Annotated in this window: 10 protein-coding genes and 1 pseudogene; 5 read left to right on the top strand and 6 right to left on the bottom strand. The window is 37.6% G+C overall.

Translation table 11 applies throughout. The annotated features are described in order from the left end of the window. Positions 1 to 161: 161 nt before the first annotated feature. Positions 162 to 1,652, top strand: a complete 1,491-nt coding sequence (locus H6G44_RS17475; protein WP_190387805.1) for a UDP-N-acetylmuramoyl-L-alanyl-D-glutamate--2,6-diaminopimelate ligase — start codon at positions 162 to 164, stop codon at positions 1,650 to 1,652. Positions 1,653 to 1,927: 275 nt separating this feature from the next. On the opposite strand, the gene H6G44_RS17470 is transcribed toward H6G44_RS17475, so the two are convergent. Continuing rightward, positions 1,928 to 3,367 carry a sensor histidine kinase gene (locus H6G44_RS17470; RefSeq protein ID WP_190387806.1) on the bottom strand — a complete coding sequence of 480 codons (1,440 nt, stop codon included), beginning with the start codon at positions 3,365 to 3,367 and terminating at the stop codon, positions 1,928 to 1,930. Positions 3,368 to 3,535: 168 nt separating this feature from the next. Then, positions 3,536 to 3,706, bottom strand: a complete 171-nt coding sequence (locus tag H6G44_RS17465; RefSeq protein WP_190387807.1) for a hypothetical protein — start codon at positions 3,704 to 3,706, stop codon at positions 3,536 to 3,538. A 276-nt stretch (positions 3,707 to 3,982) separates the two neighbouring features. On the opposite strand from H6G44_RS17465, the gene petE reads away from it, so the two are divergent. Both petE and H6G44_RS17455 read left to right on the top strand, forming a co-directional pair. Beyond that, a complete protein-coding gene (petE, locus tag H6G44_RS17460; RefSeq protein ID WP_190387808.1) occupies positions 3,983 to 4,402 on the top strand; it encodes a plastocyanin in 420 nt (139 codons plus the stop codon). A 140-nt stretch (positions 4,403 to 4,542) separates the two neighbouring features. Next, positions 4,543 to 5,376: a TauD/TfdA family dioxygenase gene (locus tag H6G44_RS17455; protein WP_190387809.1), complete on the top strand. Its 834-nt coding sequence runs from the start codon at positions 4,543 to 4,545 to the stop codon at positions 5,374 to 5,376. A gap of 42 nt (positions 5,377 to 5,418) precedes the next feature. Here H6G44_RS17455 and H6G44_RS17450 read toward each other — a convergent pair whose 3' ends face one another. Further along, positions 5,419 to 6,927, bottom strand: coding sequence for a UbiD family decarboxylase (locus H6G44_RS17450; protein WP_190387810.1), 1,509 nt, complete (start codon positions 6,925 to 6,927; stop codon positions 5,419 to 5,421). A 175-nt stretch (positions 6,928 to 7,102) separates the two neighbouring features. Here H6G44_RS17450 and H6G44_RS17445 point away from each other — a divergent pair, with 175 nt between their 5' ends. Next, positions 7,103 to 8,500: a hypothetical protein gene (locus H6G44_RS17445; protein ID WP_190387811.1), complete on the top strand. Its 1,398-nt coding sequence runs from the start codon at positions 7,103 to 7,105 to the stop codon at positions 8,498 to 8,500. A 72-nt stretch (positions 8,501 to 8,572) separates the two neighbouring features. On the opposite strand, the gene H6G44_RS17440 is transcribed toward H6G44_RS17445, so the two are convergent. From H6G44_RS17440 to tnpA, 3 genes and pseudogenes are all read right to left on the bottom strand, one after another. Beyond that, the gene (locus tag H6G44_RS17440) at positions 8,573 to 9,742 is read right to left on the bottom strand and encodes an NAD(P)/FAD-dependent oxidoreductase (RefSeq protein WP_190387812.1); all 1,170 of its coding nucleotides are present in this window, start codon (positions 9,740 to 9,742) and stop codon (positions 8,573 to 8,575) included. A gap of 163 nt (positions 9,743 to 9,905) precedes the next feature. Beyond that, positions 9,906 to 10,358 (bottom strand): photosystem II protein PsbQ, encoded by a 453-nt coding sequence (gene psbQ / locus H6G44_RS17435; RefSeq protein ID WP_190387813.1) that lies wholly within the window; start codon positions 10,356 to 10,358, stop codon positions 9,906 to 9,908. Between the two features lie 63 nt (positions 10,359 to 10,421). Next, positions 10,422 to 10,690: pseudogene (gene tnpA, locus H6G44_RS17430) on the bottom strand (IS200/IS605 family transposase); the annotation flags it as partial. Positions 10,691 to 11,663: 973 nt separating this feature from the next. Between tnpA and H6G44_RS17425 the strand changes: the two are divergent. Next, positions 11,664 to 13,787 (top strand): arylsulfatase, encoded by a 2,124-nt coding sequence (locus H6G44_RS17425; RefSeq protein WP_190387814.1) that lies wholly within the window; start codon positions 11,664 to 11,666, stop codon positions 13,785 to 13,787. Positions 13,788 to 13,887 lie beyond the last annotated feature (100 nt).

Here is a 13,887-nt window from a genome sequence, read left to right as displayed (position 1 = left end):
CATGTTAAATTATACAAATATACCCAGAATTTTTCTCTATAAGCAAGAGGGAAGGGGTAAAATAAGGAAACTAAGTCTGAACAAAAATCAAATAGCAGCCCTTGAGATCACAAAATAATGCTTAAATAAGCGCAAGATAAGCTTGTGGCGAGGTTCACCAGATGAAATTACGGGAATTATTAGCGACTGTAGAGGGGATTGAGTCTATAAATATACCGGATATTGATATTCAAGGACTTAAAACTAATTCCCATGCTTGTACTGTGGGCGATTTATTTATAGGAATGCCAGGAAGTAGAGTAGATGGTGGAGAGTTTTGGCCGGGTGCTTTGGCTGCTGGTGCAGTTGCGGCCATTGTTTCTTCGGAAGCAATGCAGAAAAATCCGCCTTCACCAGGATCTGTGGTGATTAGTGCCGATAATATGATTAAAGCTTGCGCCCAAATAGCTGCAACTTTTTATGGTTATCCGGGACAAAAACTGACAATGGTGGGTGTTACCGGGACAAATGGTAAAACTACCACTACTCACTTAATCGAATATTTCCTAATTCAAGCTAATTTACCGACGGCGTTGATAGGCACACTTTACACCCGCTGGCCTGGTTTTGCAGAAACCGCTGTTAATACCACCCCTTTTGCTGTGGATTTGCAACAACAATTAGCTAAAGCCATTAATGCTGGTTGTCAACTTGGGGTCATGGAGGTCAGTTCTCACGCTTTACACCAGGGTAGGGTTTTAAGTTGTGCTTTTGATGTAGGGGTATTTACTAATCTCACCCAAGACCATTTGGACTATCACAAGGATATGGAGGACTATTTTGCCGCGAAAGCGTTGTTATTTGGTCCTGATTATCTCTCAGGACGGGCAATTATCAACTCTGAGGACGCTTATGGTAAACGGATAATTGCCTCTTTAAATCCAGAACAGGTTTGGAGTTATAGTGTTAATGATTATACCGCTGATTTTTGGATGAGTGATTTAAGTTATCAACCAAATGGTGTTAGTGGAATTTTACATACTCCCAAAGGAAATGTAGATTTTAGTTCTCCTTTGGTTGGTCAATATAACTTAGAAAATCTTTTAGCTGCGGTCGGAGCGGTTATTCACCTGGGGTTAGATTTGCAATTGGTAGCAAATGCCATTCCTGAGTTTCCCGGTGTTCCTGGACGCATGGAACGGGTGCAAATTCATCCACAACAAGATATTAGCGTAATTGTAGATTATGCCCATACTCCCGATAGTTTGGAGAATTTACTCAAGGCTGCCCGGCCGTTTATTCCTGGTAAAATGATCTGTGTATTTGGTTGTGGAGGTGATCGTGATCGCACTAAACGCCCAAAAATGGGTAAAATAGCTGCTGAAATGGCTGATTTAGCGGTGTTGACATCAGATAATCCGCGCACAGAAGACCCGGAAAAGATCTTAGAAGATGTATTGGCAGGTATTCCTGATATATTACAACCAATCGTTATCAGCGATCGCGCGACTGCAATCCGTACCGCTATTTTACAAGCTCAACCTGGAGACGGTATATTATTAGCTGGTAAAGGTCACGAAGATTATCAAATTATTGGTACTGAAAAAATCCATTTTGACGACAGAGAACAAGCACGAGCAGCTTTACAGCAAAGAATAAACAGTCAACATTAATTAATTTCCCATATTGTAGGGGTGGGGTTTCCCCAAAAGGACTCCGCGCCTCTGCGTGAAATAAAGCACATTTCCATTGATTGAATTACAGTATTGGCGGGTAAGATATCCGCACTATAAGAGTTTCATTTGATTGAATTACAGTGTTGGCGGGCAAGATCTCCGCACTATAAGAGTTTAATTTGATTGAATTACAGTATTGGCGGGCAAGATGCCAGCACCACAAGCGTTTCATTATTCAAGTTTGTACCTCATTTGCAAGAAATCTGCTGTATTTACAATTGGTGACTAACTTCCAAAGGTAAGAAAATTGTCAATACTTCCCCATTTTGAGGACGTTGACGAACAATCAATTTCCCACCAATGGCTTGAAATAAATGCTTAGTTGCAGTCATATTTAAACTAATTGCTCCGGTTTCCGGCTGAAACATTAATAATTGACCTAAAGATTTACGAATTGGTGGCGTTGTCGTGTAACTTTTATCTTGACAATCAAATTGAGGAGATAATTGTAATTTTAGTTGATCACCAGCGGTCATTACTTGCACTTGAATACAACTACCAGGAGGTAAACTACGGGTAAAATTCTCTATTAAACCAGTGAGTACCCGATCTAGCATAGCAGGATTACTAATAACTGTGGGTAATTGCTTCGGTAAAACTATATTTAAAGTTAAATTACGACGAGTTGCTGCCTGTTGCCAACGAGGAATACTTTGGGTTAAAATATCATCTAAACACATTGGTGTAAGTTGAGAATTAGCAAATCTTACAGGTTGTGATAAATTTTCTAATTCTGCAGCTTTAAATAATAACTCCATTCTATCAATTTGCTCTGTACATTCATGATCAATAATTTCTAAACGACTAATTACATTTACTGGTAAATCCTGCCGTTTTAATAATAATTTTGTTAGCATCCGAATTGTTGTTAAGGGAGTGCGGACTTCATGGGCAAAGGCTTGAAGTAATTCAACATCAGAACGAGATGGAATTTTTGGCGGTGGATTGGGTAAATGAAAATGTGATGAATTATGTGTAACTGGATTATTTTCTGTAACAGTTAATTCCTGAAGTAATAACTGACTAAATTGAATTATGGTATGATAATCTGGTGGAACTAAAGGATAATTTTGCACCTTAAAATCTAAATCAGCAAATAATTCTGGATTAGTTAAAACTACTCTAGCACCTAAAGATTGCCAAGCTTTTTGTACTACTTCTGGTTCAAAAGAAAACAAAAATTCTTTTTTACCATTATAATCTTCTGCCAAAACTAGAACTAATCTAAATTTATCTGTGAATATTAAACAAAACTGCTCCGCACCCAAAGGGTCAGCCGGTAATAAAGGTAAAATAGATTCTTGAAAAGTAGTATTATGAGAAGTATTTGTTTCTATATTATTAATATTCTCCCCCATTTCTGATGATATCATAAATGGCATTAAGGCCAAAGGATTAAAGGGTCTAGTTGTAAAAGTTACTGTTTGTAACTGTTGTGTTAGTTGGGGGTGACTAAATAAGGGTGTAGGTGCAGCTAATACCAAACCTGTGTTATGATGGGCAGTGGTGGCTAAGGTCGTCCGCAGCAGATTCTCTGTGGCTGCTAGACTAACACGCCATTGCTGTTCTGCTTTGGCCGTGGAACAACCAGGGCTATGAAATTGATTTTCAGATAAGACTTCTTTGAGACTTGGTAAAATCCATTCGTACACAGGTTTTCACCTCCTGATTGCTTTAATAGCTAATGGTGGTTATATTTAGACATTTGCACTCTATATCTATGAGATTATCGTGATTAGAGTGAAGACCGAAAGTGGTATAACCGAACAATTAAGGTGCAATATCCTACTATATAAAACCTACACAAAACTACATAGGAGTTACCTATTGACAAAAAACATCATCCAGTTAGTATAGCCTGTCACATTTTCCCAATCAAAATAGGGAACAAGTCCCCGTAACTGTGAATAAATTGGTGTGTACTTCATTAGAGAGAGAAGTAATACAAGTTGTTGTGTAAAAATTCTCACCCTGTTTCCGTAATAGTTCATAAGCGCAATTCCAGACTTTACATAGTGACTTTAATTACTTTCAGGTGTTTATATTCACATTTATTTAATCTAATCTCTCTTTAAAAATATAAATTTGTAGCAGGGGGGAAAATCTCCAAAGTCTGATATCATAAACGTTTTACCCCTGTCTAATCTCCAAAATATAGCTACTGATGATAGTTAACAAAAATAAATCTATGACAAGTTGTCATATTTGGCATTAATTGTATTTAAAATAGGGGGAGAACAATAAAAATTATTTCCTAGGAGGGAAGTATGAAGTCTATAGCAGCAACTTTGAGACGTTTGAGCCTAGCTTTATTGACAGTTATTGTAATTTTTGGTAGCTTTGCTGTGTTTACCCCCACTGCATCTGCGGAAACATATACAATTAAACTGGGTACTGATAGAGGCTTATTACAATTTGAGCCTAAAAAGCTAACTGTTAAAGCTGGTGATACAATTGAATGGAAGAACAATAAAGTTCCTCCCCACAATGTTGTCTTTGACGCTAAGAAGAACCCCACCAAGAATGCTGCTTTAGCGAAATCTTTGTCCCACAAGAAGTTATTAATGAGTCCTGGACAAAAAGTAACAACCGTTATCCCTGCTGACGCTGCTCCTGGTTCTTATACCTTCTATTGCGAACCTCACCGTGGTGCTGGTATGGTTGGTAAAATCATCGTTGAAGGCTAATTTATAGCTATAAACCATCCCTGTATATTAATGGGGATGGTAAAAGCAATCCTGATAATAGACAATCAAGACACAAAAATACTTTTATGATTATTGTAGATAAAAATTAGTTGACTTTTTGATCAAAGTTTTTATTTAATATGAATTTAATTACACAGCCAATTTCTGAAAAAATCGGACAGAAAATTATTAGTCTATTTAAAGAATATGGAGTTTTACTATTTAGAGGATTTACTACTGATACTGAAATATTTAGAGAATTTAGTAATTTATTCAGCAATAATTTTTTAGATTATACAGGTGGTGCTTTTGATAGAAGGGTAATTAATGATGATAAGACCATTTTAAGTGTCAATGATTTCCAAACAGATATTAAATTACATGGAGAAATGTACTATCAAAAGAATATTCCCTTGATGTTGTGGTTTTTTTGTGCTAATCCCGCTGCAAAAAATGGTGAAACAACGGTTTGTGATGGTAGACAATTTTTTGCAGAACTCAGTAATTCAACTCGAGAATTATTCAGTCAAAAGCGGCTAAAGTTTACCGCAAAAATGAATAAAGAACAGTGGCAAAAAAAATATAAAATTGATGATATTAATGAATTAGAACAGATGTGTAAAATGAATGATACACACACTACTATATATGAAGATCAATCAATTCTCCTTCAATATATTTGTCCAGTAGTTATTCCTAGCAGATGTGGAAAATATCAGGTTTTTATTAATAGCCTTTTACCAGCAATGCAGTTAAATCCTGATGTTCTGAAGTTTGATGATGATTCGGAAATTTCTGATGAACTTATGGATGAATTAAATGGAATTGCTGAGAGAATTACTACCAATATTGACTGGAAAAAAGGAGATATTTTAATGATTGATAATACAAGAGTAATGCATGGTAGAAGGGCTTTTAAGGATGAAACAAGAGAGATTTATATCCGGTTATGTTCTCCAAATTTTCAATTTTAAAAAAAATACCCCCCTTCTGACGAAGAAGGGAAAGTTTAGGTATTACTTCATATCATAACCAAACAAATTCGGATCAACTTCTCCTAATTGTAAATCGGCTAAACCATATTCTTGCCACCGTGTGTCTACCATTTTAGCAACATCGAAATCTGATTTTAACGGTTTACCCCATTCATGCTCGGTTTCTGGAGGAATTTTTGTGGTAGCGTCAATTCCCATTCTCCCACCTAAACCTAATTTTTCACTGGCAAAATCTAAGGTATCAAAGGGAGTATTTGGTAAAATAAATACATCTCTGGTAGGATCTACTTTAGAACTAATTGCCCAAACCACTTGACGAGGATCACGAACATTGATATCCTTGTCGACGACAATTACAAACTTAGTGTATGTAAATTGTGGTAACGCACTCCAAAACGCTAAAGCTGCCCGTCGTGCTTGTCCAGGATAAGCCTTGTCTATGGAAATAATTGCAGCTTTATAACTCAAGGCTTCCATGGGTAGGAAGAAATCAACTATTTCTGATACCTGTTGGCGTAAAATGGGGGTGTAAATCCGATTGAGAGCGATAGCCATCATTGCTTCTTCTTTGGGTGGCAGTCCGCTAAATGTGGTAAGATAAACTGGGTCTTTGCGGTGTGTCATACACTGAAACCGCACCAAAGGGGAATCCTCCACACCGCCATAATATCCCATGTGGTCGCCAAAGGGTCCATCTGGTAAAACTTCCCCAGGTGTAATTGTCCCTTCTAACACGAACTCGGAATCTGCGGGAACTTCTAAATCTACAGTTTTACACCGGGCTAAATTGACCCCAGAACCGCCATACAATCCAGCAAATAACCACTCTGATAAATCCACAGGAATGGGTGTGGCTGCGGCCATGATGATTAAAGGATCTACACCCAGAGCGATCGCTACTTCTAACTTTTTACCACGTTCTGCGGCTTTTCGCAAGTGTCTCGCTCCTCCCCGTACCGATAACCAATGTACGGTCATTGTATTTGGAGATTGTAGCTGTAAACGATACACTCCTACATTGGGGATTCCCGTCTCACAATCCTTAGTAATTACTAATCCTAGCGTAATTATCTTTCCGGCATCTCCCGGGTAAGGACGTATTAAAGGTAACTTATTTAAATCTAAATCCTGGCCTTCAATTACGACCTGTTGACAAGGGGGGAAAAAGTCCCGTCCCGGTTTGGCTTTCACCACGTCAAATAACACTTTACCAAAATCTATGGCTTGGGAAATCTTTTTTGGTGGTTTGGGTTGTTGAAGCATACTCAACTTCTTTCCCAGGGTTTCTAATTCTTCTGGTTTTTCCATGTTCATGGCCCAGCATATCCTTTCTACTGTCCCCATTAAGTTGACCGCAACGGGAAAAGATGCACCTTTGACGTTTTCAAATAGTAAGCCTGGACCACCTTTTTGCAGCATTCGGTTGGAAATCTCCGCAATTTCCATGTCCGGGTCAACTAAAGCCGAAATTCGCTTTAATTGTCCTCTTTTTTCTAGAATTTTGATGAATCCCCGTAAATCTCGCGCCATGGTTTTGTTTTTATGAAGAAGTGTAAAGCTATTTTTATCTTAGTCTTGATTTGGATAAGTTGACTTTTTAGTACAAATATACTATAATGGAAAAAAGATGGATTTTGCTCACGCAGAGACGCGGAGACACGGAGAGAGGAATCTGGTTTTTAATTGATAAAAGTTAGGGGGTTTTATGTTGAAGTTAAATGACAAGATTTCCCTGTTGGAAGTTATCCAAATTTTATCGGTATATCGTCAAAATATCATTTTGAATTTACATGATTTAAAGGAAGATTATCAGAGAATTGGTATTGAACGGGTGAGGGGTGTAAGAGATATTAATGGTGATTTGATTACTCCTTGTTTGGAAACTGAAGATATCTATGGTGGTGATTTTGTACAAATGGGTGTATTTTCTATAAATCGCAATACTGCTACTATTAATATGTTGGTAAGGCGGAAAGTTAAGCTGGTAAAAGCTGAAGATAATACGGATATTATTGAAGTTTCAGGTTTATTGATTAATGATTTATATAATTTTAATAATTATACCATTGTTAAAGATGGTAAGGTTCATGTTTCGGCTTTAAATATCAAAATCAGTAATAAGAAAGTGTTTGATTTGTTGAAAGCTAAGGGTGTAATTGTTGCTGGTAAGTTTGATTTTAATTGTGAGTATACAATCAGGTTAGATAATTTACCATTAGTTCCTGTTGATATAAATTTTGGTAATATTGATGGGTTGTTTAATCAATTAGCAGAAATTAAGGTTGTTACTAGTATTTTATTTGCTTATTTACGTCATCAATCTGATGTGTTTGTGAGTAATCAAATAGAGGAATTAAAACAACATTATTTGTCAAAAAATTTGTATTTGAATTTCCCGACAACTCAAGAATATACAAATACAATTGAGACTCATATCAGTTATAAAATTGATTTTGGTAATCAGGATATTCTCAATTTGAGTAAATTATATAGTGCTAACCAATTTTTAGGAAGGAGATATGAAGTTTATGACCAAGAAACTGGAGAGATATTTTCTAAACCAACTTTAGAAATGGGTTTAAATCAAAATATCGCTTTCCGACAAAAAGCCATTACTGGGAGAATGAAACTAACTAAAGTTGATGATTTGATGAAACCGATTTTTGATGACTTTTTGGGAATTAATATTAATGGTAAAGTCGGGGAAATTCTCAATCAAGTTGGTGATGATAGTTTGGCCTTTTTATTATATGCTAAATATGATGGCAAATTTGTCAATAGAGAAGACTTAATTGCAGCTATGACGACAGCTTATAAAAAATTGGTAGCATTTGTTGAGCAAACTTATCAACAAAATATTTCTCCTCTAATATTTTATATTGGTGTGACAGGACATTTACCCAAAAAAATCACAGCTAAAGTCATGAATGCTGAGGAATTAGCTGCTAAATATCCCCATTTGCAATTTTCTAAACATGAACAAACAGGGACATTTTTTGAATTTGGAAATAATATTATTAGTGTTTATCCGCAAACAGAATATTACAGTAAAAAGTCATTAGCTAGTTACAGCACTTCCCGGTATTATGGGGTACATATCTAGGGTTTGCTGTATTTCAGAGCCCAGACTTCTTAAAGAAATCCGGGTTCTGATGGGCTGGGAATATAGGAAAATCTAAGAATGAGAATCTTGAGGTAAAATCATTTCTCGAATGGCTGTAGCTGTGGCTGGGGCGAGTAGAACACCATTGCGATAGTGTCCCGTAGCCAGAAGAACATTAGTAAAACCCGGTAATTTATCAATAATTGGCGCTGGTCTACCTTCGGGACGGGGACGCAATCCCGACCAAGTGCGGAGAACCTTAGCGGTGGCTAAATCTGGGGTAAAAGCGATCGCCTGTTGTCTGACAGCAGCTAATAATTCTTGATTTGGCGGTATTTGATCTTGCTCGTTAGGAAATTCTACCGTTGCACCGACCCAATAATCACCATTTCCCATGGGGACAATATGCACATCATTACCAGTAATCACCGGTTGAAAATCGGGATTTCCTAAACTATGTCCTAAACTCAGATATAAAGCTTGTCCCAGGACTGGACGAATATTTACTATCTGATCTAATTGTGCGGTTAAAGCCGTTGAACCTAAACCCGCAGACATGATAAACCAATCGGCGGTAACTTTACCCTCTGTAGTTTCAATAAAATTACATTTACGCGCTTCTCCCAATCCTTTTTTTATATGTAAAGGAGTTGGAGGGGGAGGAGGAGGAGTTTCTGTACCCGTAACAGAGACACCAAATTTAAAATTTACACCATTGCGTTGGGCAGCATCTACTAAAGCTAAAGTTAAAGCTGTAGCATTTAATTGTAGATCTTGGGGAGAATAGACAGCGCCAATAATCTGCGGATCATTAACTTGGGGACAATATTTTTGGAGTTGTTCTTGATCCCAAATTTGTAATTCCCAACTTTGAGATTGACGAATTTCTCGCAGTTGTTCCCATTCTGAGAGGACTTCAACGCCACTTTCTAAGGGACGCTCTAGATTTTCTGATAATAGCATAACGATTCCTTGCCGATTACAAGGGATTTTCCGCCCTGTAATTGCTTCTAATTCAGGAATCAAGGTTGTATAGCGTTGAATACTACTTTCTCGCATTCGCCAAGCAATACCCTTGGTTTTACTGCTAATTATACCCATTAATACACCGAGGGCGGCACTGGTAGAACCTTGTGCTGGTTGTTTTTGCTCAAAAACAGTGATATTTAAACCTTTAACTTGGCTGAGTTCATAGGCGATCGCCGCCCCAACCACACCACAACCGATAATTACTACATTCATGGTTTTCGCGCTTGAGTCAGGGGTGAAGAATAAATAGTCTTCCTCTCCACCCTATCATTTTATTGCCCTAGCATTTTGTGACCCAAGACTCGAAAGTAGCCTGGAGTTGCACAGTCTTCTCCTAAGTTATGGAGGTAGGGACTATGCCCCTACGCTCCTGGTTTTAGGTGGTCTTTTCGGGAACTAGTTCTAAGAATTTGTCAATATCGGCAAAAACTTCTTGGTATTTATTCAAAGCTAGGCTAGTATTGCCCGTAGCAGCAGCTTGATCTATTTTTACTAGATCATTTAACAAATCTTTGCTAATTTGTCGGGCTTGAGCTTGGTTTTGTTTTGCTAGGTTGGGAATGATATAAGTCATATTTAACCTAGCTTCTGTCATCGGTCCGTGAATAAAATTACCCACTTTCACCCATTCACCTGTTGTAATTAGGTTTTGGAGTTCGGGAGAGCGATCGCGTACCATCTGAATTCCTGGAACATATTCCTGAATTTTCGCAACTTCCGCTGCTGTATAAGATGGTGGTACAGTAGCAATAGTAGGACTATTACAACTAATCAAAAATGTTGCTAATAATACAAAAATCAGTGACAAAATAGAACGTTGACGCACCATAAATGGAAATTAATTTTTTGTTTGTTTACACATTAACCGAAAAGATGGGGCACAAGCCCCATCCTAGAAGAACGGCTTTTCTTGATTCTTAATATACTCTTTTAATATTTCTAGTGGCACACCACCGACTAAAATGACAAAATAACTGGGACTCCATAAAGATTCTTCGTGGGGTTTTTATATCCAGCTTGTCCATATCTGCGACTAGATACGCATTTTAGAGCATTTACCATTTGAGAAACATATAACTTAGCTGGATATTCAATCAGTGCATGGACGTGATTTACTTCACCATTAAACTAAAGCACTTTAAAATTCATTTTAGCAGCAATGGTTATCTGAAGTTTCTAATATTCCTTTGCAACAATCGGTTGCAGATTTAGTTGCCTATAAAAACTTTTTTGATTCTCTAAAAGGGAAACGCAAAGGTAAAAAATCAGATCGCCCTAATTTTAAAAAGAAAACTAATTAACAATCAGCACAATAATGAGTAATGAAGAAAAAGCCCAAAGCCCCGATTATTCAAAATCAAATAGGAATTCGCAAACTTCAGAAAAAACTAGCAAGACAACCCAAAGATTCAAAACGATTCAGGTCGGTGAGTATGTCAAAGGATATTCATTTGTGTTATCATTGCACTATCACAAAACTTGCTGTTAATGGTTGCGAGTTTCAAAAAAATTAAAAAAAAATTAAAAAATTAAAAAAATTTTGTTTTTTTCGGTTCTAACCGGTTGACTTGCGGCGCGAGGGGTGATATTATCATAATGGGAATTCGTGCCTAAATAAAAATTTTGCAAACACTCCATTATAATACTATAACCATAGTACCACACCGAAAGCGGCCTAAACCCTGAAAATAAAAAATTTTTTTCAAAAAAACTTATTTAAAAATTAAAATTAATAACTTTAACTTATGAATTAGGCGAGAGCGTGACATATAGTGTCGTAACGGGTTAATAATTCTACCAAAGAAAATTTTGATTAATGATGGTATTTGCTAGATGAAAAGATTAATGCTAGTAATTTAACGTAATCTGTAGTTTGAGAGAGCATAAAGCCTAAAAACTGAATTATACAACCAATAATGACATTTTTTGTACCTACGAAAAAGTAGGAATTTTGGAATATTCATTAACGATAAATGGCTATATAGTTCTAGGAAGGTAGTAAAACTACTGGCGAAATAGTTGTTTATGACATAGATATTTCGCGGTTTTTGACCCTTTTTTGCAAATTTTGTCAAAAATACGGGTTAAGCAAACCATCAAATCACGTTAAAAACTACACAGAGGGATTAACCTTATGGCCAGCAACAACGGTACAAACAAACCATCACGCGATATTCTGCCTATTCCTGATATTACTCCTCCAGGCTTAACAACCTTTGATGCCAAAGATCCCGATACCAAATACCCTCCCATTGTTCCTTTACGTCCGCCCGAAGGTGCACCTAATGTTCTTATTGTTCTGCTAGACGATGTAGGTTTTGGAGCATCTTCTGCCTTTGGTGGACCGATTAATACCCTTACAGCGGAAAGATTAGCCGCCAATGGACTATTATACAATCGTTTTCACACCACTGCCCTTTGTGCTCCTACCCGTGCCGCCTTACTAGCAGGAAGAAATCATCATTCCATAGGCTTTGGAGCGATTACGGAAATGGCTACCTCAGCACCTGGTAACAATTGCTTACGTCCGAATACAGCGGCTCCCTTGGCGGAAATTTTGAAACTTAATGGCTATTCTACCGCTCAGTTTGGTAAATGCCACGAAGTTCCTGTTTGGGAAACAAGTCCTATGGGTCCATTTACTAGCTGGCCTAGTGGTGGTGCTGGTTTTGAATACTTTTATGGGTTTATTGGCGGTGAGACTAACCAATATTATCCTGGTATTTATGAAGGGACTATTCCTGTTGAACCGGAAAAAACCCCGGAAGAAGGATACCATTTTACTACCGATATGACTGAAAAAGCCATTAAGTGGGTAAAACAGCAAAAATCCTTAATGCCTGATAAGCCTTTCTTCATGTACTTTGCTCCTGGTGCTTGTCATGCTCCTCACCATGTCCCAAAGGACTGGGCTGATAACTATAAGGGGAAATTTGATCAAGGTTGGGAAGAGATACGGGAAGCAACTTTCAAGAAGCAAAAAGAGTTAGGCATAATTCCAAATGATGCTTTATTAAGCGCCCCTCCCGGAGGTGAATATGGAGACAAGGACAATCAGATTCCAGCTTGGGATTCGTTTTCAGATGATATGAAGGCAGTCCTTGCTCGACAAATGGAAGTTTATGCAGGTTATTTAGAACACACAGACTATCATGTGGGTTTGTTGGTAGACGCTTTAGCGGAATTAAAGGTTCTCGATAATACTCTCATCTACTATATCATCGGCGACAATGGTGCTTCCGCGGAAGGTTCCAAGCAAGGTACTTTTAACGAAATGATCACATTGACAGGTTATGATCTAGAAAATGAAAAATACTTAATAGACAAGAAAGACAATTTAGGTACTGAGGATGCTTATAACCACTATGCAGTAGGTTGGGCTCATGCCATGAATACACCCTATCAATGGACAAAACAGGTAGCTTCTCACTTTGGAGGAACTCGCAATGCTTGTATTGTTCATTGGCCTGACAAGATTGCGAATAACGCAAATTATCATCAATCTGATGCAGATCCATATGATGCAAATGCAATCGAAGGCCGTATCCGTTCTCAGTTCCATCATGTGATTGATGTTGCTCCCACGGTTTTAGAAGTCGCCAACTTGCCTGAACCGACCTTTGTGCATGGGGTTATGCAAAAACCCATGGAAGGGGTGAGTATGGCTGATTCTTTTAAAAATGTCACCGAGGTACAAGACCAAAAAACATGGTTAAAAGGTACTCACCAAACCCAATATTTTGAGATGGTAGGTAATCGGGGGATTTATCACAAGGGTTGGACTGCTGTAACCCAACACCGCCTCCCCTGGCAAACAGGTGAAGCTAACATACCTGCATTTGATAAAGATGTTTGGGAACTTTATAAAATAAGTGACGAGTATGATGACGACATCAATCTAGAGACAAATCCAGAACTTGAATACGAATTGAAAACGGACGTAGATTGGACTCAATCTAACAATCTACTACTTGTTGATAATGACTATTCTCCCAAGTATAAAGAGAAATTGGAAAAGTTGCAAAGACAATGGTTGATTGAGGCTGTTAAGTACAATGTTATCCCCCTTGATGATCGAATGGCAACACGCAGTAATGCTGAAATAGCAGGTCGTCCACAATTGGTAACAGGTAACTCTCAAATCTTATATGGTGGGATGGGACGCTTAACGGAAAGCTCGATTATTGAATACAAAAATAAGTCCTTTACCGTTACGGCAGAGTTAGACCTGTCAAAATTGAATGATACAGCAGTTTGATATCAAGTCCAGTACAAGAATAGCTATCTAAATAGGGTCAAAAAACAATCCACAATGATTAAACCAATTGAGAGCATTTTCATCAGTAATAGCATTAACC

The organism is Aphanizomenon flos-aquae FACHB-1287 (assembly GCF_014698755.1).
In the GTDB taxonomy this organism is placed as follows: domain Bacteria; phylum Cyanobacteriota; class Cyanobacteriia; order Cyanobacteriales; family Nostocaceae; genus Dolichospermum; species Dolichospermum flosaquae.
The sequence above is the reverse complement of the archived record's forward strand: the minus strand, read 5'-3'. Positions and strand labels throughout refer to the sequence as shown.